Source organism: Denitrificimonas caeni (assembly GCF_905120345.1).
Classification (GTDB): domain Bacteria; phylum Pseudomonadota; class Gammaproteobacteria; order Pseudomonadales; family Pseudomonadaceae; genus Denitrificimonas; species Denitrificimonas caeni_A.
Window position 1 is genome coordinate 383120 of the sequence record NZ_CAJHOA010000003.1, and the last position, 21501, is coordinate 404620.

At 48.3% G+C, this 21501-nt stretch carries 12 protein-coding genes; 9 read left to right on the forward strand and 3 right to left on the reverse strand.

What is annotated here, in order from left to right:
• Positions 1-2 precede the first annotated feature (2 nt).
• The 6 genes from JYJ62_RS07945 (at position 3) to JYJ62_RS07970 (ending at position 8909) form a co-directional block, all read left to right on the forward strand.
• A complete protein-coding gene (locus JYJ62_RS07945; RefSeq protein ID WP_205341666.1) occupies positions 3-1037 on the forward strand; it encodes a ferredoxin--NADP reductase in 1035 nt (344 codons plus the stop codon).
• A gap of 120 nt (positions 1038-1157) precedes the next feature.
• On the forward strand, positions 1158-2771 hold the full coding sequence (locus JYJ62_RS07950; protein ID WP_205341667.1) for a DUF1302 domain-containing protein: 1614 nt from the start codon (positions 1158-1160) through the stop codon (positions 2769-2771).
• Between the two features lie 16 nt (positions 2772-2787).
• Positions 2788-4167 carry a DUF1329 domain-containing protein gene (locus tag JYJ62_RS07955; RefSeq protein WP_205341668.1) on the forward strand — a complete coding sequence of 460 codons (1380 nt, stop codon included), beginning with the start codon at positions 2788-2790 and terminating at the stop codon, positions 4165-4167.
• A 709-nt stretch (positions 4168-4876) separates the two neighbouring features.
• Entirely contained in the window at positions 4877-6067 is a 1191-nt protein-coding gene (locus tag JYJ62_RS07960) for an acyl-CoA dehydrogenase family protein (protein WP_205341669.1), read from the forward strand.
• Positions 6068-6076: 9 nt separating this feature from the next.
• Positions 6077-7225 carry an acyl-CoA dehydrogenase family protein gene (locus tag JYJ62_RS07965; RefSeq protein WP_205341670.1) on the forward strand — a complete coding sequence of 383 codons (1149 nt, stop codon included), beginning with the start codon at positions 6077-6079 and terminating at the stop codon, positions 7223-7225.
• A 10-nt stretch (positions 7226-7235) separates the two neighbouring features.
• Positions 7236-8909, forward strand: a complete 1674-nt coding sequence (locus tag JYJ62_RS07970) for a class I adenylate-forming enzyme family protein (protein WP_205341671.1) — start codon at positions 7236-7238, stop codon at positions 8907-8909.
• Positions 8910-9037: 128 nt separating this feature from the next.
• Here JYJ62_RS07970 and JYJ62_RS07975 read toward each other — a convergent pair whose 3' ends face one another.
• The 3 genes from JYJ62_RS07975 to JYJ62_RS07985 are packed head-to-tail and all read right to left on the reverse strand — an operon-like array spanning position 9038 to position 13405.
• The gene (locus JYJ62_RS07975) at positions 9038-11164 is read right to left on the reverse strand and encodes an FAD-dependent oxidoreductase (protein WP_205341672.1); all 2127 of its coding nucleotides are present in this window, start codon (positions 11162-11164) and stop codon (positions 9038-9040) included.
• A 41-nt stretch (positions 11165-11205) separates the two neighbouring features.
• The gene (locus JYJ62_RS07980) at positions 11206-12042 is read right to left on the reverse strand and encodes an alpha/beta fold hydrolase (protein ID WP_205341673.1); all 837 of its coding nucleotides are present in this window, start codon (positions 12040-12042) and stop codon (positions 11206-11208) included.
• A 13-nt stretch (positions 12043-12055) separates the two neighbouring features.
• Complete coding sequence (locus JYJ62_RS07985) at positions 12056-13405, reverse strand: spinster family MFS transporter (protein WP_205341674.1); 1350 nt, start codon at positions 13403-13405, stop codon at positions 12056-12058.
• Positions 13406-13636: 231 nt separating this feature from the next.
• Here JYJ62_RS07985 and JYJ62_RS07990 point away from each other — a divergent pair, with 231 nt between their 5' ends.
• The 3 genes from JYJ62_RS07990 (at position 13637) to JYJ62_RS08000 (ending at position 21499) form a co-directional block, all read left to right on the forward strand.
• On the forward strand, positions 13637-15517 hold the full coding sequence (locus tag JYJ62_RS07990; protein ID WP_232365739.1) for a long-chain-acyl-CoA synthetase: 1881 nt from the start codon (positions 13637-13639) through the stop codon (positions 15515-15517).
• A complete protein-coding gene (locus JYJ62_RS07995; protein ID WP_205341675.1) occupies positions 15514-15999 on the forward strand; it encodes an MBL fold metallo-hydrolase in 486 nt (161 codons plus the stop codon). Before JYJ62_RS07990 ends, JYJ62_RS07995 begins: the two co-directional genes overlap by 4 nt.
• Positions 16000-16084: 85 nt before the next feature.
• Positions 16085-21499, forward strand: a complete 5415-nt coding sequence (locus JYJ62_RS08000) for a hypothetical protein (protein ID WP_205341676.1) — start codon at positions 16085-16087, stop codon at positions 21497-21499.
• Positions 21500-21501: the final 2 nt, after the last annotated feature.

Here is a 21501-nt window from a genome sequence, read left to right on the forward strand (position 1 = left end):
CTATGAGTCTACCCAGCTACCATGAGCTACGTGTTGCTTCGGTCATACAGGAAACCCATGACGCCTGCTCATTTGAGTTTGACATACCCGATGAGTTAATGACCGAGTTTAAATATCGGCCTGGCCAGTTTCTGACGCTGCGTACACCTTGGGAGGATGATTGGTTACCGCGTTGTTATTCGTTGTCTAGTTCACCTTATGAAAATGAACGCCTGCGTGTCACGGTTAAGCGTGTCAATGATGGTCGCGGTTCGAACTGGCTGTGCGATAACGTTAAAGCCGGCGATACGCTGCAGGTGTTAAAACCTGCGGGTGCGTTTGTCCCTAAAAATCTGGATGCAGACTTTCTGTTGTTTGCTGGCGGCAGTGGTGTAACGCCGGTCTTGTCAATTCTGCGCTCAGCTTTAAGTCAAGGCCAAGGCCGTGTGCGCTTGGTCTACGCCAATCGTGACGAGCAGTCGGTTATTTTCAAGGGTTTACTGCGTGAATTAGCGGTTAAACACCCTCAGCGCCTGCAAATTATTCATTGGCTGGACTCTGTACAAGGGCATACATCACCGCAACATTTGGCGCAATTTGCCGAAGGTTTTGCCAAGCCGGAAATCTTTGTCTGTGGCCCCGAACCGTTTATGCAATGTGTTGAACAGGCAGCGAAAATCGCCGGCATTGATGGCAAATCAGTGCATGTTGAGCGCTTCGTGTCACTGCCAAGTGAAAGCGAAGGTGGCTTTGAGGCGATTGTCCAGCATGCCGGTTCCAGCGCAACTCACTTGACGGTAGAACTGGATGGTGAAACTCGAGAAATTGAGTGTGAGGATGGCGAAGTGCTCTTGGCGGCGATGCTGCGTGAAGGCATTAAGGCGCCTCACTCCTGCTTGGTCGGATCGTGCGCAACGTGCATGTGTACATTAGTCTCAGGTGATGTTGATCTGTTGGCGAATGATGCGCTGGATAAAAACGAACTTGCCGAAGGCTGGACCCTTGCTTGTCAGGCCGTTGCGACCTCAAGCAGGGTACATTTAAAATTTCCTGATTAGAGACGGCTTAAGCATGGGCGTTGCAAAGCGCCTATGTCTCGTCCGTTTGCAGGATGCTAGCGCTCAGCAGTGAAAGATATTGTTGCCTACCGTAAGACGGAATAATAAAAAGGAACAATAATGATGAACTGGCATGTGCTGCGAAAAGCTACACCTATAATCCCTTTAAGACGACTGTCGTTGGCTATTGCAGCCATTACTTGCAGTACTTCTGCGCTGGCTTTGCCGACGCTTAACTTTGAAAATGGTTTAAGCATACAGAGCCAAGTGACGACTAACTACACGTTATCGGCTCGTACGGGCTCGGCCAACTCGGCTTACCTGAAAGACTCTAATAATGATGACGGTACTCGTAACTTCAATGAGTGGGGTTTAATTAATAACCGCGTCAGTGTGTTTGGTGAAGTCATTGCTCGCTATGACAACGTGGGTGCTGTCGTACGTGGCAGTCATTTCTATGATGATGTTTATCATCAAAGCAACAGAAACGATTCTCCTGGTACGGTCAATAAAGCCGGTGATCACCGCCAGTTTACCAGTAAGACCAAGGATCGCAGTGGCGGTGAGCCGCGCCTGCTAGACGCTTATGTGTTTGGTGACTTTACTCTAGGTGATTCCAAATACCTGTCAGTGAAGGCTGGCCGACATTTGGTTGCGTGGGGTGAGAGTCTATTCTGGCCTAACATCAGTCAGGGTCAAGCGCCTGTTGATGCCACCAAATTTAACGTACCGGGTACTGAAGCCAAAGATGCTTACCTGCCTGCGGGTCAAGTTTCTTTTAACCTCGCGTTGAATCAGCATGTAACCTTTACTGGTTTCTGGCAATACAAGTGGGAAGAAACCCTGCTCAATCCAGTGGGTGATTTCTTTGGTTCGGACTTTTTTGGTCCAGGATCTGAGCGCTTTTTAGCACCAGATGGCAGCGTTCTGGCCACGTATGGCGGTACGAAAAAACCTGGAGATAAAGGGCAGTGGGGGCTAGGTGTCCGCTTTAATCCGGACTTTAATACCGAAATCGGTGTGTATCATTATCGCTACCATGACCGCACACCGTCATTGTTTTTTGATTTCACCGGTAATACTGATTACAGCTCAGCACCTGACCTGAAAGCGTCTGGAGCGGGGACTTACCAGTTTAAATATTTTGAAGATATCAAACTGACAGGTGTCAGCCTAAGTACCAAAATAGCCGACGCAGTTCAGGTCGGTGGTGATATCAGTTTGCGTGATGGTGCTGCTGTTGTCCTCGATAATGGCGCAGCAACCACAGGTAAGGTTGTGCAAACCAACCTGAACGCCATCTATGTGATTGGTCCTTCTTGGTTGTCGCACCAAACCACCTTGATGGGTGAGTTGATGAATCAGCGCATTCATAGTGTTGATACGCTGCATGTTACGGGAAGCTTCGCCGATGGTAGTTTTGATCGCTATAAAGGCGCACAAACTAAATCAAGCTCCTTGTTTGGCGGTGGTATCTATATGGATTACCCAAGCTTCGTCCAAGGTTGGGACTTAACCACGTCTGCAGTATGGACGCAGAATATTGATGGCAGTGGTATTCAGGGCTTTGGTCGTGACGAGAAGCGTTTGACTCTAGGCGCTGACTTTACTTACAAGCAAAACTTCGCAGTGGGCGCCACTTTAGTTAACTTTCTATCGTCTGCCAATGTTAACCAGGGACGCTTGATGGCCGATCGCGACCACTTGGCTCTTAACCTCAAATACACATTCTGATAGCCTCGAGGGTATTATGTTTTATAAATATGCTTTGAAAAGTCTACTGTATATTTCAGTAGCAGGTGGTTTGCTGGCCGGTACGGCTCAGGCCACTACTGATGCAGAAATCCAGCGCTTAGGTAAAGATCTGACGTGCGTTGGTGCGGAAAAAGCGGGTAACGCTGCGGGTACCATTCCTGAGTGGAGTGGTAAATGGTTGGGTGCGCCTGAGCATGTTGACTTCAAAGGCACTGGCTATCACCCGATTGATCCTTATGCCGGTGAAAAACCTTTGTATGTTATTACTGCAGACAATCTTGCGGAGCACAAAGATAAGCTGTCTGAAGGGCAGCTCGCGCTGTTCGCTAAGTATCCAGATACCTTTAAAATGCCGATCTACCCATCGCATCGTGATTTCCGTTTCCCGGATTCAGTCTGTGATGTGACTCTGAAAAACGCTAAAAGCGCCAAGCTGGTTGATGACGGTGAAGGTATTGAAGCCACCACGGGCGGTATCGCCTTTCCGTTTCCAAAAACGGGTTTAGAGTTGTTGTGGACGTCATCCTTCTTTACCTACCGTCCTTGGAGTGAAGAGCTGGTGTCTGACAATATGTATGTATTGGCCGATGGCAGTCGTACTCACGGGCAGTTAAAATCCGCTAACTTAGCCTTATTTCTTAAGCCTGGTAACGAGGGACCCACTACAGGACCTTCTGCGTACTTTCTCAACGTAACGAACTTACCACAGCGTGATCGTGGTGAAGTGAATACTGGTCTTGAGTACTTTAACCATAAGAAAGAACCCCGTCAGAGCTGGCGCTATGATCCAGGTACCCGTCGTGTACGTCAGGCACCTGAGTACGGTTATGATATGCAGTTCCCAGGCAGTGGTGGTTCTATTACTGTTGATGAAGTGCGTATCTTTAACGGATCGGGTGTGCGTTACGATTGGGACATTGTTGGCAAAAAAGAAATATATGTACCTTACAATGCCTATGGTATTCACAATCAGGACATTTCCTATGACGAGTTGCTGACCAAAGGGCACGTTAATCCAGATCACATGCGTTACGAGTTGCATCGAGTTTGGGTGTTGGAAGGCAACATTAAAAAGGGCTACCGCCATCTGTATGGTAAGCGCCGGATGTATGTTGATGAAGACAGCCTGTTGATGCTGATGGGCGAAAACTTTGATGCTCGTGGCCAATTGTGGCGCACATCGATGATCAACTACTTCTATGCGTATGAGGCCAAGACGTGGCAAGCCGGTGTCGGTCTGTACCATGACTTGCTGGCAGGTTCATACCTTGCATTCAACCTGGTAAATGAGCAGAAATCGGCTTATACACTGAATACTGGGAAAATAAAGGCAGGTAACTTTGGACCTGAGGCCGCTCGCCGCTTAGGACTGTAAACTGCGATGATATAAAAAGCCGCCTGTTCATTCTCGTCAATGAGCAGGCGGCTTTTTTGTTGCTATGAATTGAGTTTTTTTAGAATCAATATGGCTGGTTGTTCTTTTTATGACTGATTGGTCTGATATTTTTTAGGCTCTCATTCTTTGGTCTAGTGCGATGCGGGCAGGTATTTTTCAAATTAGTCCGTTTAGATGAGGTCATGGGGGATTGCCGAGAGTACCTTTGAGTTGAGGTAGAAAGTTGTGGGTTACAGCTAAGACCTCACATAAGCTTATGACGAGCGAATGTAGCGGAGGAAATAATGAAAATAAAAAAATTGACCGTTGGATTTATTGTAGCTGGGTTTTTTCTGACTCTAAGTGCCCCTATTGCGCTGACGCCTACGGGCACTACATCTATGGCACAAGTCTGTGAGGTAAACTCTATGCAGTGTGCAGCGCCACAGTACCTATCAGCTACGTACTTTCCCTTACAAAACTGGTAAGTGCTTAATGACAACATAATGGCGGCTGAAGCGTGGTACGTCGGTGTTAAAATTGACGTGTCCGCTTCAGTAGCTATTCTGTAAGCGTGCTGTTTTAAGCTTTGCTTTATTCGTGTATCCGTACGAGGTAAGCGGCTTAGCAATACCTTTATGGTTATTAAGATAAAAATAATAGATCGGGCTTAGTGTCCGTTAACCTTGTGTAAAAAGCGGGAATACCTATGAATAACATAGAAGAGTTCCGCCACAATGTGCGTGAGTGGCTGGAAGAAAACTGCCCAGTATCCATGCGTGGGCTGATGCCAGCTGATGAAATGGTCTGGGGCGGACGTGAAATAGAATTTAAAAATGACGATCAGCGACTCTGGTTTGAGCGCATGCGCGACAAGGGCTGGTTTTGCCCAAGTTGGCCGCTGGAGTACGGTGGTGGTGGTCTTAGTCCTGAAGAGACCACGGTGCTGGAAGCTGAAATGCGTAAACTGCGCTGTCGTCCTCCGCAAATCAATCTCGGTATCTGGATGTTAGGACCAGTACTGCTTGAGTTTGGTACTGAAGAGCAAAAGTGTGAGTTATTACCGCCCATGGCACGTGGCGAAATACGTTGGTGCCAAGGCTTCTCCGAGCCCAATGCTGGCTCTGACCTTGCTAGTTTACAAACTGCTGCACGCGTTGATGGTGATCACCTCGTGGTTAACGGTACAAAGATTTGGACATCCTACGGTGACAAATCAGACTGGATGTACGCTTTAGTTCGTACCGGCCCTAAAGAGCCTAAGCATGCCGGTATTAGTCTGATTGTGTTGGATATGAAGTCTTCCGGTGTCACCCCGACCCCCATCGATCTAATCAGCGGTAAATCCAGTTTCTGCCAAGTATTTTTTGACGATGTGCGAGTGCCTAAAACTCAGCTGATTGGTGAAATCAACGAAGGTTGGGCGCTGGCCAAGGAGCTGTTGGGGCATGAGCGCCGCGCCATGTCTAAGTTCAGTGAAATCAGCCTGCCAACACATTTTAGTTTGCTCGAAACCTTATTTGAATATTTACCTGAGCCTAAAGAACACAGTGACATCGCCTTATTCCAACGCGCTATAGCGCTGCGTATGGATGAACACGCTTTTGAGCTGACTCAACGTCGCTTAAATGAAACCGCTCGAGCGCGCCAAGATATCTCATCAATGGTGTCGATTCAGAAGCTGGTGCACAGTGAGCAGGAAAAAAATAAATTCGAAGTGTTGCTGGACGTGATGGGGCGCAGAGCCTTGGGTTGGCAAGGTGCTCCCTTTAGCGATCAGCAATTGGCGCTGACCAATACTTGGCTGAACGCTTTTTCACAAGCGATTGCAGGGGGTACCTCTGAAGTTCAGTTGAACGTGATTTCCAAGCGTGTCCTTGGACTTCCGGAAGGAAAATAGGAGGTTAATGTGAGTCTGGTCTATAACGAAGAACAACAACAGCTGGACGACAGTGCGCGCGATTTTTTAGCGGCGCGCTCGCCAGTGAGTGAACAACGACGCATACGAGATCAACAGCTTCCGGAAGGTTTTGATACGAGTGTTTGGCAGCAAATGCTCGAGTTTGGTTGGGGTGGTATTGCGCTGCCTGAAGCCTATGGAGGTTTGGAGTTTGGCTTCCAAGGCTTTGCTCCAGTCTTTGAGCATATGGGCCGTAATCTCGCTGCTGCACCTTTATTGTCATCGATCGTGCTCTGTGCCTCTTTGATTGATGAAGTCGGGACTGAGGCGCAGCGCGCTGAGTTACTGCCGGCTTTGATTGAAGGACGGCAGCGTTTTGCTTTGGCCACCCAAGGCCAAGATCGTTTTCGCCCAGAGCACCTCGATGTTGACGTGACGGAGCAGGACGATGGATTTTTGTTGGGTGGTGAAGATTTATGGGTGCTGGACGCACAGCAGGCTGATGCACTGCTGGTGGCTGGACGTTTGATATCAGGTGAGACGGCGTTATTTTTAGTGCCTGCTGATGCGCAAGGCTTACAGATTGAGCCCATACATTTACTTGACTCAAGAAATCATGCACGCGTGTCATTGCATGCTGTGCAGTTACCAGCGGCAGCGCGTATTGGTTCAGTTGATGCGCAAGCGCAGCTCGAGCGTGCTTTGGATCGTGGTGCCGTTTGTATTGCAGCAGAATTGCTGGGCGCGACTGCAGTGATGTTTGAAATGACCATTGAATACTTGAAAACCCGTACGCAGTTTGGTGCGGCTATTGGTAGTTTTCAGGCGCTGCAGCATCGTGCGGGTTGGATGTTAGTTGATCTTGAGTTGGCGCGAAGTGCAGTGATGGCGGGTTTTGAAGCGCTCAATGATGATTCCCTCAGTGTTGAAAGTCGTCAGCAAATCGTCAGTCTGGCGAAGTGGAAAGCGGGTGAAGCAGCGCACAAAATAAGTCGTGAAGCAGTGCAGATGCATGGTGGTATCGGTGTTACTGATGAATATGATCTGGGTCTGTATCTAAAGCGCTCACGCGTGGCTCAAGTATTATTTGGCGACAGTGACTTTCATTGTGAGCGGTATGGTCGGATGGCGCAGCAGTTGTTTGCTGAGACACATTAAGGGAACAGTAATGATTAGTGAACAAATTAATGGTTGGCGTCAAGCGTGGGGCCAGTTAATCCATGAGGCGTCACCTTTTGCAATAGTAAAGAACCAGCAGGGTATCCCTGAGTTCTCCAAAGCTCCAGTTAATCTGGTTGAGGCGTTGCAACCCGGTCGACAGCATGGCGATAAGCCGTTTGTCAGATGGCAGGGGCAGAGCTACACCTATAATGAGTTTTTTGCTAAAGCTGATAAAATTACTGCAGCACTGCAAAAGGATTTGTCGGTTGGTAAAGGTGATCGTATTGCGATTGCAATGCGTAATCGTCCGGCCTGGATGATCTCCTTTATGGCCGCTATCCAGGTCGGTGCGATTCCGGTACCCATTAACAGCTGGAGCACCGCCGACGAGTTGTTGTATGCCATTAAGGATTGCGGTGCGCGCGTGGTTTTTTGTGACCCGCAGCGTTATGAGTTGCTCAAGGACTTGGGCGATGAGATCACCATCGTTGTGGCTGATGAAACGCCGTTAAGAACAGGTGATCGCAGCTGGGCCAGCATGCTGATATATGAGCCAGAAGAGGCCGTGCTGGCCAGTCCTGATCCGCAAGATCCTGCGTTGATTTTGTATACGTCAGGTACTACAGGCCAAGCGAAGGGTGTTGTCTCCAGTCACAAGGCGGTTTGTCAGGCATTGTATGCGTTGGATTTCCAAGGAACATTGGCCTATATGACCTCTGAAGAGCGGGTTCGGCCGATGCTGGAGTCGGGGCTACAACCCACTATGCTGTTGGCCTATCCGATGTTTCATGTCAGTGGTTTATTGTCGCAATTTATGAGTGCTCTGCGCAGTGGCCGTCGTTTGGTAATCATCTACAAGTGGGATGTGGATGACGCGATCAATACCATTCGCGATGAAAAAGTCACCCAGTTTGCTGGCGTGCCGACCATGATGCAGCAGTTGATTCACAGTGAACGTTTTGCCAGTTCAGACACTGATACGCTGTTTGCGCTGGGTCTCGGTGGTAGTGCAGCGTCTAGGGCGTTGTTGGATAAATTGCTCGAGAGTAAGCCGATGGCGCTGTCGGGCAATGGTTACGGCATGACCGAAAGCAATGGTATCTGTGCTGCCCATGGTGGCAACCAGTTTATGGCGTTTCCTGAGTCGGTGGGCTGGCCTTTACCTTTGGTTGAGATCATCATCGGTGAAAGCCCTGATCAGCCCGTGCTAGCCGGTACCAGTGGTCCTATTTGGCTGCGTACTTCAGCGTTGATGGACGGCTATTGGAATAAGCCCGAAGAAACTCAGCAAGTCATGAAAGATGGTTGGTTTTTCACTGGTGACGTAGGTTATCTTGACGAGAATGGCATGCTGTACATCACCGACCGGATCAAAGATATTATTATTCGCGGTGGCGAAAATATCTCTGCGGTTGAGGTTGAGCACTGCATTTGTGAGCATCCAGAGGTTGAGGAAGCCGCTGTGTTTATGCTGCCTGATGCTAACTTTGGTGAGACAGTGGGGATGGTAGTGCGTACCGCTACTGATGTCAGCGAAAAAGATTTATTGGCTTTTATGGCGCAGCGCTTGGCTGCTTACAAACTGCCAGAGCGTATGTGGTTTGCTGAGCAGTCTCTGCCACGCAGTGCTACAGGTAAACTGCTCAAAGCACAGGTTAGAAAAGAGTTTGCGAACCTTTAGCTCTAATGATCAGTAATCGGTTTGCATCTTTATGATGCAAGCTGGTTGCGCTGTTACTGTGGTCATTTTATAGAACAACAGATACAAAAAACGGCGATTAATCGCCGTTTTTTGTTGTCAGTCATCCGTTACAAACTAAGTGCTGCATTGGTACCGCTGCGCAGTGCGCCTTCAATATAGCCAAGTGTGTCGCAATCACCGATGCTAATGGCGTTAAAACCTTGCTGGTTAAGGCTGGTGGCCAAGCTGTGATCAGGACTGGCGCCAACGGCCAATACCACCGAGTCGGCTGCAACACTGTGTTGCTGGCCGTCTTTATCCTGGTAGTTGACCTGGTTTTTATCGATCGAGGTGACTTCACAATGTGTCAGCATTGCTACGTTGTGATCACTTAGATTGTCCAGCACACGCCAGCGTCGCACAATTGATAGCTCCGCACCTAAGGAAGGGCTCGGTTCAAGTACAGTGACGTGACGCCCACGCTCGATTAGAAACTCAGCCAGCTCAAGTCCGACTAAGCCACCACCGACAATCACCACTTTTTTACCCAATGGCATCCATAACTTAGATAGGCCTTGCAGAGCATCACGACTGTTGGTAGCACCACTGAGGCTACCGGCTTTCATCATCGTGCGTTGGGTCAGTGACAGTTTGTTTTTGGCGATTTCATCAGCACGGTCACCGGTCATCAAACGGCGTAATTCATCACCACTCCAGACATGTTTCATCTCGGCACCTGGAATGCTTGGCGCATCGCGCTTCGCTCCGGTGGCAACAAACACCTGATCAGCATGCAAACTGCTGAGTAACTCGGCAGTTGCGGCAGTGTTGTAACGGATATCAATGTCCAGTGCTTTAACTTGTGCGGTCAGGTTATCCAGTAAGACGCCGTTTTCTGGATAGGCCAAGGCAGCAAAAAATAATGTGCCCCCTAGTCGGTTACTGCGTTCAATCAGCGTGACTTTATGCCCACGCTGTCTCGCGATGCGTGCGGCTTCCATGCCTGCTGGACCGCCGCCGATGATTGCGACATGTTTATTCTGTGTGGCTGGCAGTATAACTTTTTGAAATTCCTGCCCAGTAAAAGGGTTGGCTGCGCACTTGATACGTTCGTTAATAAAGATTTGACTGACGCAGACATAGCAGTAAATACAGGGACGAATGGTCTCAGGTTTACCCGCAATTAATTTATTGGGTAGTTCTGGGTCAGCCAGTAATTTACGGCCCATGGCAATAAAGTCACACTGGCCTGCAGCGATGGCTTTATCACCAACATCCGGCTCAATTCGTCCCAGTGCAATCACTGAAGTGTTGACCACCGATTTAATCTGCGCCGCCCAATCAAGATAACCTGCAGGTTTTTGTACCAGTGGTGCATCGGTAAACGCGGAGCCTCTGGTAATGGTGGCGTAGGCTGAGACAGCAATGGCATGCATGCCGTCTTCGTCAGCAATTTGGGCAACTTTTTTCGCTTCTTCTAAAGTGATGCCGCCTTCAGTATGCATCTCATAGGCATCAATACGTACCCATACACCAAAGGTCGGGCTGACTCGTGCGCGTACCGCTTGCATCACTTCACGTAGAAATCGTACACGGTTCTCGAAAGAGCCACCGTACTCATCATCGCGCTGGTTATGGTAGGGCGAGAGGAAACCGGCAATAATGTAGTTGTGCGCGGCATGAATTTCAACACCATCAAATCCGGCCTTTTCCGCTCGCTCAGCGGCAGCGGCAAACCACTCGACCATTTGTGCAATATCGTTTTTATCCATGACGCGGATGACGGGGTTGCTATCGCGTCGTTGCGAACTAATAAATTTACCCAGCTCTTCCTGAGTCAACGATGACATGATGTTGTTTTTGGTCATGCGCGGTATGGATGGAACCCACAGATCGCGACCTTCTGATAAATCCCGTGCGGCGACTTTGCCAGCATGCTGGATTTGCATGGCAACTTTGGCGCCATGCTTATGCACTCGTTCGGCCAGTTTGGCTAAACCGGGGATGTACTTATCGTCAGAAATCGCACACTGAAAAGGCTCTGCAGTCCCGTGAGGAAAGGCAATGGAGACCACCCCCATAATAATCAGGCCTGCGCCACCGGCTGCACGCGCCTCATAGTAGGCTTGCATTTGTTCAGTGCAATAACCGTCCGGATCCGAAAAATTGTCGCCCATTGGCGAGAGAATAATACGGTTACGCAGATCAATTGGGCCGAGTTTTCCAGGGCTAAGCAGATGTTTGTATTGGCTCATTATTGTTTTCCTGCCGTGTACCATTAAATTGAAAAAATCGCTTACTCAGCGTCGAGCAAAAAATTCAGACACTGACGATTAAACAGCTGTTGGTGTTCGACTTGTACCCAATGCCCGCAACGGTTTAGTAGGGTAAAACGCGCATGCGGTGCGTTTTCTAGAATTTTAAAGGTACCGCTGACTGGATTAAATAGGTCATTGGTGCCCCAGAAACCAAGAATCGGGCATTTAATTTCATGCAGACGTTCGGTCATGTTGGGCACCAGCATGGTGCTGAAAAGATTAGCCGGTTGCGTGACAGCAACTGCGGCACGCTCTTCTAGAATACTGTCTTGTAGCTGGCTGCTATCAAATAGCTGTAAGGTCATCACTTGGCGCATTTGCTCTACGCCCATCGGGCCTTGGCCGTACACTTCGACCATGCGTTTAATGCCTTCCATTTCGAAGTAGGTTTCACGCTCTTCAACGCCGCCGGGGGCCATCAGTATCAGGTTATCAACACGTGTAGGGTGATCTAAAGTATAACCCAGTGCAATCGCGCCACCGAGCGAGTTACCCAGCAGTGTGCAGGTTTTTATGCCGATGTTATCCAGTAATAATTTTAAATTCTCAACAAAAAATGCAAGATCATAGTTCACATCTGCCGGCTTATCTGAGCGGCCGAAACCTGGTAAATCAAGAACGATATTACGAAAACCAGCATTATCAAAGGCTGGATAGTTGCCCTTGAAGTTACTGAAGCCACTGGCGCCAGGGCCTGAACCGTGTAACCAGACCACAACCGGTCCGTCACCAATATCAAGATAGTGAAGCGTCAAACCGTTATCGAGTTTGGCGTATTTCCCGACTGGAAGTGGGAGGTCTTTGGTTTTGCTCATGGTGCTTTTCCTTTTAAGAGATGGCAGGCTTAGTGTCGTGTGCCATATTTATATGTGTTGTGCTTGCTTGCTCAGTTGCCAGCATTTGTTTACGGTATTTTGGAATGGCACTGATCAAGAAGAGGCAGGGAATGAGTAGCAAGCAGGCAGAGGCAACCAAGGCATAGCGCAAGGCTTCAGCGCCAATTGAGCTGTAAAGCAGATCGCTGATTATGCCCGCGACAACTGGACCCAGTCCTGCTCCGAAGAGGGTCACGCTCATAAAAAATAGCGCGGTGCCTTGTGCGAGTTTGTTGACGGGTAAAATACGAGTCATGGCGCTGAAGCAGGGGACTGTCCACCAGACACCGAAAAAAGCGAAGCCCATATAAAATAAGAAGCCGGTGGGTACCGCAGTACTGCCGATCATAAAAGCAGTGCCTGCTGGCCACAAGTAGAAGGCCATTGCCAACGGAATACTGAGCGCGGTACCGAGTAACGCGGTGCCCAGCTGCCAGCCTGGATCTTTGGCGGCTAGGGTATCGGTGACATAACCACATACCAGCGTGCCTAATACCGCGAGAACACCGCCACCAATTCCCATCAACATGCCGGCATCTTGAATGGTGAGTTGATGTGAGCGGATCATAAAGCTGGGTGTCCACATCTGAATGGCATAGCCAGTAATAGCGGCTGCACCGCCGGTCGCAATAATCTGCCAAAAACCCGGTATGCACAACAAACTTTGTGCCGTGCGCAACATACCTGCTTCAGGTACGCCAGGGGCTGTGGCGACAATAGGTTTTGGTGATTTAACCGTGAAGGCTAAGATAAGACCGATCACAATACCGGGAGCGCCAACAATAATAAAAGTTGCACGCCAACCGTACATCTCTGCCAGTACACCACCAAAGCCAATACCCAGTACTGCGCCGAGCGCTGGGCCAAGACCAAAAATAGCTAGCGCGCGCGCTCTGAGGCGAGGCGGGTATAGCTCAGAAATCATGGCAACTGAGGGTGCACCGGCACCCGCTTCACCTACAGCGACACCGATACGTAGTAGTACCAGGACCATAAAGCTGCCAGCGAAACCGCTGAGCATGGTCAGGATACTCCAAGCGATACAGGCGATGGCAATCACCGGCTTGCGGCCAATACGGTCAGAGAGTCGACCTAGAGGCAAGCCAAAACCTGTGTAGAAAATAGCAAAAGCAACGCCAGTTAAGAGGCCGATCATGGTGTCCGAGGCACCAAATTCAGCCTTGATCGGCTCGATCAGTACGGAAATAACCAAACGATCGATGTAGCTCATTACATAAATTACTGCCAGAAGCATGAGGGCGTAGTGGGCGTGTCCTGCCACTTTTTCTTTATTGTGGGCCATAAATGTACATCTCTTATCATTATTGTTGAGCGTCGCTAATCATTGCCGTCTGCCTTGGTAAACGACATCGTCCATTTAGACCACTTGGTCAGTTGCCAATTTATACAGTGGATTTAGTCTTTACGGACGATGCTCCCTCTTGTGGCCTTTCATAATCTAATTCAACGTTACTTGTACTGCCTGCCCTAGACACTGTCTGCAAGGCTGGGTTGGCTAAGACAAATTTGACTCATGATTGGGGTGCATATGCTCGGCGTTGACTCATACGATAAAAATAAAAATAATGATCAGTCGGTTCGCGTTCCCGCAGTGGATCGGGTTCAACAGAAACATGATCTGCGTTCATCTATTGCTGCACAAATTAAGCCAAGTGATCTATATACGCTGGGGCAGCGTATTGAAGATACGGTGGATAAATTTTCCGAACGCCCATTTCTAATCTACGGCGATCGTACTTATACCTATAAAGAAGTGGATGAGCGCGTTAATCAGTACGCTAATACGCTTGTAGCGCGAGGTATTCAGCCCGGAGATGTGTGTGCGGTAGCGTTAGAGAACCGTCCGGAATTATTCTTTTGCTGGTTTGCTCTTGCTAAAATCGGTGCAGTTTCAACGCTGGTTAATTACCATTTACAAGGTAATCCACTGATTCACGTATTGCAGGCGACTCGCACTAAAGCGGTGCTGGTTGGCGAAGAGTGCATTGTACCGTTTCTCGAAACGCCTGAAACTCAAGAATGGCCGCAATGGCTGATTCCCGATGCTGAGAATCCTGCTGCTGTCGAGACACTCGCTAACTTCGATCGTGAGTTTTCAGTCGAAGTGGAACAGGCCTCAAATGCGCGACCTGATGCGGCCTTACGGGCGGGTATTCGCGCCGAAGATGACATGCTCTACATCTTCACGTCAGGTACCACCGGTTTACCTAAAGCTGCGCGTTACAGCAATATGCGCTGGATGACCTCGGGTGATGTGATGGAAGTCACCTTGGATACTGACACCAATGATGTGTTCTATTGCTGCCTGCCTTTATATCACGGTGCTGCCGCGACGTCGGTCGGTTCCACTGCATTATCGTCAGGGGCTTCGATTGTTATTCGTCGCAAATTCAGTGCCAGCCGTTTTTGGACGGATGTGCGCACCCATGGTGTAACGGTCTTTCAGTATGTGGGCGAGATTTGCCGTTACTTGCTCAATCGCCCTGAAGCTGAAGAAGAAAAAAACAACTCACTGCGCTGTATGCTGGGTGCCGGTTTAACCGCCGACAGCTGGCGTCGCTGGATCAAGCGTTTCGGTGAGCTAGATGTCTATGAAGGCTGGGGTTCAACAGAAGCCAATACCGCTACCATCAATCTTGATAACTATATTGGTTCATGCGGGCGAATACCTGACTGGAACAAAACCAACTTGCGTTTGTTGCGTGTCGATGAAGAAACACAAGCTCATGTGCGCGATGAAAACGGTTTTTATGTGCATTGCCAACCAGGTGAGGTGGGTGAAGCGGTAGGCTTTATTGTTGACTCTCCACATATCGGTGCAGGCCGTTTTGAGGGCTATACTTCTGCGGCGGCGACTGAGACCAAGATTTTAAGAAATGTATTCCAGACGGGTGATGCGTGGTGGAGTTCAGGTGATTTGTTGCGTTATGACGAAAATGGCTACTGCTATTTCGTTGACCGTGTCGGTGATACCTTCCGTTGGAAAAGTGAGAACGTATCAACCCAAGAAGTGGCTTCAGAATTAGGTGATTTCACCGGTATGGAGTTCATTAATATTTATGGGGTGGCCGTCACTGAGCATGAAGGTAGAGCAGGCATGGCACTGGTGGTTATGCAGCAGGGCCATGAGTTTGATCCGCAAGCGTTTTATAATTTTGTTACTGAGCGCTTGCCGCACTATGCTCGTCCCGTGTTTGTTCGAGCCGGCTCGCACGCCGATATGACCACAACCTTTAAGCACCGCAAAATTGATTTACAGAAGCAGGGTTACGATCCCAGTAAGTTTGCTGACACGCTGTATGTCAAAGATGACAGTGCTGCCACCTACAGTCTCTACAGCGACGAAGTCCTCGCTAGAAATGCGCTGCTACCTTTTGTGGATGGTGATGCATGAGCTATTACTCAACTCCAGACGAGCAAAAATACCGTGAGTTGAGTTTCCCTTGGGAAACGCCACCCGAGCGTGGTGATTGGCAGACAGTCGCTGAGGGCGTTATCTGGTTACGTATGCCCCTGCCGTTTGGTTTGGATCATATTAACTTGTACTTGCTACGTCACGATGACGGCTGGGTGATTGTCGATACCGGCTTAGGCACGCAGCAAACCCGCGATGTGTGGGAGCGTGTTTTTGCTGAGGTTATGCATCATGCGCCGGTCAAAGCGGTGATTGCCACGCACTTTCATTATGACCATTCCGGCTCATTAGGTTGGTTGGCCGAGCGCTTTAAGTGCCCGGTGTATATGACACGCGGTGAGTATCAAGCGCTGTTTGTCAGTCCTTCAACTGGCGACGGTATGGGCTGGCAAATGAGCCAGTTTTATCGCCACAGCGGCATGCCTGATGGTTATGAGACGGATGATCCTGCGCCACTTTAAAAGTCTCTACTTGCCATTAAATGACTCTAATGCATATGATAAGGCGCTTTGAGCCATATTTCAATTGAGCCATTAGAGACAATCAATGACTAAAGACGTCGAACAGAATTGGCACAGAAATTCTTCTACTGTTGCGAATGAATTGACCGTAAGGCTCGGTGAGCCCTTCGCTGAGATCTGTTTGTGGGCTGTTGAGCGAGAGCTTGAGTTACCGCTCGAAGTCGGCTACCGCATTCTTGGCTTAGATCCATTTACGGTCGGTATTGGAAATCTAGTCAAGGAGCTCAGTCATCCAGAATCAAAGTTAATCACTAGTGAGTGGGAAGCAAATCCAGTTGTTTATGAGTTACAAAAATTCACCCAAGCTGTAACAACCGATACTAATATTTCTAGAAAATACGCCAGCATTTCCCACCTAGGTGGAGTGCGTAAAAACCGTAGTCAATTCAAAATTTACCCAACCAAAACCTTCTTACTGACACTTGTAACAAATCCACTCGCAGATACTACCGCCGAAATCACTTATACCGATAGACGTCGTCTGCGAATTTGGTTGCTGATCCAAGCTGCAAGCCGTCTACTGGAGTTCGGTTATTCCGCAGATAAAAGTATTAGTAATGCTGCTCGATTTTTAGTCATTGATGCGACTGATGATAATTGGACACTGATTGATGATTTGTTAAAAAGAGCAAGAGGTCAGCTCGGCAGCATTCCCAACACTTATGAGCGGTTCACTACTGCTTTAGCTAACGCTTCACATTTCATTAAGAATGATTCAGTCAGTCTAGGTAAAACAGCAACACAATTTCTTAACGCAATAAATACTGTTGCGAATGGTGAATGTAGGGAGATTGAGGCCAGCGCGACTGACTCTGGAAGATCGACACGCTTCAAACCTCTAATGCCAACTATAGTTGACCGGTTTTTTGGTAAAGACCTAGAAGATGACAGTATCCCAATCATCTCACCTAGTGATGAAGGCTCTTTATTTTATTTTACAGACGTCGACCCGACTGATAGCGCTGCTCAACAAATCGTTAGCTCTGGTAGTGTCTATATCCAAACAATGGAGTTATCCCACTATTTACCGTGGAGCTGGGAGCGTGTACTGCCTGTTGAGTCGAAAATATTAAAGGAATGGCTTCACACTCAATTACACTCCACTGATACGGTTGATAGAACAGGCGGCGCTTTGGTGTGGCTGGCTATGCATCTATCCAGATCACTAGTACTGATTGAGCGGATGAGTATTGAGAGTAAACTGACAGATGAGTGGAGTTTCAGTAATGATTTTCATCTTCTTAAGCGCACATCTCCACGGCGGCGTAGCTCGTGGCGGCCGGATGAGTCAGTACGGCAACAGGTCAATGCATTTCGAGATGACTTAACAGTCTCAGTACCGCAATTAATTAGAGATATTTTACAAACTGCTGCCAGCAATGCAGTCGAGTCCCCTCAAATAGTTGGCAGACTTTGGCAGGCTGTATCATCACAAAAGCTAGACACGTGGTTTAACGAGCAAGCCAGAAAACACTTCCCCCGATTAACAAGCGCAAAGCTCGCTAACTACCAATCGCAACAGTTGTTTGATGCAACTGGTGAGTTTCATTTTTCTCGTTTATTAACGTCTCATCCAAGCAGCGCTTTGCCGGGCGGCTGCAGTTATGCAGACTGGGATATCAAGGCCATTGAAAAAGGGTTGCAGTTGCCTGTTGTGGAGTCAGCAAGTGATGAGTCCGACAGCAAAAATATCATGGGTAGCCTACTTACCCCAGTTGAATCAGTACTGACTGAAGAAATCGAGCGCTGCAATGCGAGCCTCCAGCAGGCATTTGGTAAAGGCCTTATCCAGCAACACAATGCATTGGCTCAGTATGTTGTTATGGCGTTATATGCCGCAACAGGTGCTCGGCCACTGCGCGATCCATTTGAATCCGCTCAGCATTTTTCCCTCCAGTACAGATGCGTATTTATCAATGATAAAAATGATGAAGGTTTGCATAACGGAAGGCTGGTGCCTTTGCCAGAAGGTGTCATCACATTACTCACTTACTATCTGGACTTTTTGAGCCAGTTGGGTCAACAGATTGCAACGCATCGCACTGAATTGGCGCTACAGATATCTAATCTTACTGATGGACGTGAGGCCAGTGTGCCGCTCTTTTTTCTGCTCGATGACAATCTACGCTGGCACTCGATGTCGGATGCTGCCCAGCTTGATTGCTTGCTGTTTGAATGGCTACTGCCTGCTAATTTGTTTCGTCATCGTTATTCACAACGCCTCCTTAAAGAAGGTGTTGACCCTGAAGTTATTGATGGCTGGATGGGACATGCAGAGCGAGGGGCAGCCACCTATAGTGATTATTCAATTCGGTGCTGGGAAACTGATGCCGTAAATTATCAAGCAGCGTTAGAGCGCGCTTATAGCGTACTGCCTTTTGCTACCCCGGCAGAAATGCAAGAGCTACCGCCACTGCTTTACTTACCTATAAAGGATACGGATTACTCAGAGCCCAAAGTCTTTGGTCAAAAAGAGCGTGCCCGTTTCAGATGGCGACGTATAAAAACAGCAATAAGAGAGGCTCGTGCTGATATCAAGCTTTTTCTTAATAATAGGAAAATACAGGATATCGGTGATAATGACTTGCTGCTTCTGAGCACTCGAATGTTATTGCGTGAGAATCGCCTACCGCATCCTATGGCAGCTATTCGATTTAATATATTCATTAAAATGCTACAGAAGTCGGAGGCTACTTCCAGGCAGGCAGTTTCAGGAATTGCTAAGCGTAGGCTATTCAGCAAGCGCTTGGTTGCAGTCCGTGACGAGCGCACACTTATTACACCATCTATAACTCGTGCACTTGAACTTTATACACAGCTTTTTACATGGGCTACAGCAACCCGTAAAAAAGTATTAAAGTCTGGGTTATCTAAAGGACGTGCGTTGTGTGTAGGCTCATTATTGATGGCGGTTGAGAAACGTCTTGGCTATAAGCTACTTTTAGAGGATGTTGCGGCAGGACAAAATTTTCGACTACTTCAAAATCAACGTTGCTACTTTCTTGAATACAGCGAGCTTCTGGACGCTGATGATTTTTCGACAGCTGTTCAACGCCATGAAATCAGCTATAAAGTAGCCAGTCTAATCGCTCACGGAGTTCACCAAAAAAAGATAGTAGACACGCCACAGCCCAGCCAAATAAACGAACTCAAGGCTTTACTCGAAATATACTCTCTGGACAATCCAGCTAGTTGCGACCCTAAAATGGAAGAGTTGTTGAGTTGGCTGTGCAATATTGTTAATCAAGCTAATCTAGTTCAGCTACCAGGCATTCTTGCCGCTGCACTTAGTGAACGAGCTCCACCCACAAGCTCGTCATTGCGAGATTACGAGCGACTACTGAACGACCGAGTTTTGGATCTTCCAGCCCACTTCACGGAGACTTCTGAGTGGCCAAGTCATGTCATGCCTAAAACACGCGATAAGGCTCCTGACAAACAGTCACTGCAGGGGCAAGCTAAAGAGTTTTCAAAGAGTATTGCCACAGCGCTGCAGGCGTATGTTCCTGCGCAAGCACGTCAATGTGCCAAAAATATCAGATCTATTTGCGATGGATACCACGGACAGGTCAGTTCCAGCATGTTGCTGCTTGGCTATTGGATCGCTGACCTTGCTGCAAGTGGAAAAGCAAAAAAACGTAAAAATCTTGTTCCTTATGCGCTCAACTCCTTGAGCACCTACTTAAGCTCGCTGTCGCCAGCATTTCGCGATCTTCTATATGAAGTGGACCTTGTTGCGCAGGATAGCGAAGAGATAACTGAACTGTGCGCGCAGATGCTTGATTATAAGAACCAATCGTCAAGGCATGCTGATTATTTTGGTAAGAGACTGAAAGACTTTTTCCGCTGGGCTGCTCGCTTTGGCGTGGCCTCACCTGAGTGGACCGAGCTGGACCTTGAAAGTGGCTACCGTACAGTCAGCCCTGGTCTTATTTCCGAGTCTGAATATCAAACATGTATAGAGACTGTTCTGTCAGACAATACGCTAACTCAGGATGAGCAGTTGATATTGGGCTTCGTCCTACTTACAAGCTATCGGTTTGGATTGCGAGCTAAAGAGGCTGTCGGTATGCTGCGCCGTGATTGGTGTCAGCATGGGCGGCATAGCTGGGTGCTGGTACAAAGCAACCAGTACCGCACCCTAAAAAGCAAGGCTAGCCGGCGAGCAATACCGTTATTGTTCAAACTTTCAGAAGGCGAGCAAGATATTATTGATCGCACATTAGGCAGGTATACAAGTATAGCTGGCAAACAAAACAATCGACCGGTCCTATGCGAGGCGTCTGGCGATAATAATGGTCAGCCGGTGCTTACAAGTCTCGAACCACGCATTTCTGGAGCCCTGATCAGGTTGCTGCGCAGCGTTACTGGTAATCCTCTGCTGGTTTTGCATCATTGCCGGCACAGTTTTTACAATAGAATCTCTTGTGCATTATTTGATTTACAAAATCCGCTCGCTGAAAAGCTAAGCAGTGCATCTGAAAATGATTCGATCAGATGCACCATTTTAGGACCAAACAATCAACCATCACGGCGCAGTGCTGTTGCGATAGCGCGTTTAATGGGGCATAAATTTCCGAGTACAGGGCTGAAAAACTATTTTCACTTAGCGACTGAGTGGGCAGATCAGTTAACACCAGTGATTCACACGCGGGCTCACAAAATCGTGAGTGTTTTACAGGTGTTTGAGCAAGCGACGGTGTTAAAAACCAGGGTACAAAATATAGCTGATACGCTTAACTATCCTAACCTTACGCTTATGAAAGCACTGCAGGTGCTGCGGCTTGTTTCTCTTGGTATGGGTTACGAGAGAGCTGGAGAGCTGATGCAGGTCAGACCTCTACACATTTCTAGGCTGCAAGGTATTATTTTTCAGACAAATGCTCGTATGAGATTCAGCTCAAAAGCTGACAAAAACATCAAAATAAAAGGCGAAGACTTTCCAAATGCATTACTCGAATCACTGTCGGATGGCGCGTGGCAGCGGCTGCTGCATCGTGCTGAGGAGTTGAAAGATGCGAATGTATGCGAGGCAAACGAGGAACCAATAAGTCTTGACGAGCTGCCTTGCTTAATCAGTCCTAATAGGCATATTTTGATGGAGCAGCCGGCACACTACAGTTTGATTAGGCGAGTTGTTGAACTATTTGAAATACCAAACAAGCAATATCAGTTTGTTGTGAAAAACAACCGGCCTATCGCCCAACAGCGTATGGCCGCAGCTGGGTTCAAGGTGGTGACAGAGCATGAAGCGGAGGTGAGACTCGACGGCTTTACCATGTTTATATGGGAACGTAATAGTCAATATCGGCTCGATGATTATGGCGGACTTGTCCTTACTCGTTCAGCTAGTGGAGTTATCCGTAATTCGTACGAGCTCGTTATTGCTGTTTTAGCTGTTGGCTTTTTGATGCAGCTTGTAAGCAAGTCTGGAGCTTAAAT

Bases quoted from the DNA above. Each gene is read 5' to 3' on its own strand.
- JYJ62_RS07985 (WP_205341674.1), bottom strand. From the start codon at position 13,405: ATGGCCCACAATAAAGAAAAAGTGGCAGGACACGCCCACTACGCCCTC.
- JYJ62_RS07950 (WP_205341667.1), top strand. From the start codon at position 1,158: ATGATGAACTGGCATGTGCTGCGAAAAGCTACACCTATAATCCCTTTA.
- JYJ62_RS07995 (WP_205341675.1), top strand. From the start codon at position 15,514: ATGAGCTATTACTCAACTCCAGACGAGCAAAAATACCGTGAGTTGAGT.
- JYJ62_RS07980 (WP_205341673.1), bottom strand. From the start codon at position 12,042: ATGAGCAAAACCAAAGACCTCCCACTTCCAGTCGGGAAATACGCCAAA.
- JYJ62_RS07975 (WP_205341672.1), bottom strand. From the start codon at position 11,164: ATGAGCCAATACAAACATCTGCTTAGCCCTGGAAAACTCGGCCCAATT.
- JYJ62_RS07960 (WP_205341669.1), top strand. From the start codon at position 4,877: ATGAATAACATAGAAGAGTTCCGCCACAATGTGCGTGAGTGGCTGGAA.
- JYJ62_RS07955 (WP_205341668.1), top strand. From the start codon at position 2,788: ATGTTTTATAAATATGCTTTGAAAAGTCTACTGTATATTTCAGTAGCA.
- JYJ62_RS07970 (WP_205341671.1), top strand. From the start codon at position 7,236: ATGATTAGTGAACAAATTAATGGTTGGCGTCAAGCGTGGGGCCAGTTA.
- JYJ62_RS07990 (WP_232365739.1), top strand. From the start codon at position 13,637: ATGATTGGGGTGCATATGCTCGGCGTTGACTCATACGATAAAAATAAA.
- JYJ62_RS08000 (WP_205341676.1), top strand. From the start codon at position 16,085: ATGACTAAAGACGTCGAACAGAATTGGCACAGAAATTCTTCTACTGTT.
- JYJ62_RS07945 (WP_205341666.1), top strand. From the start codon at position 3: ATGAGTCTACCCAGCTACCATGAGCTACGTGTTGCTTCGGTCATACAG.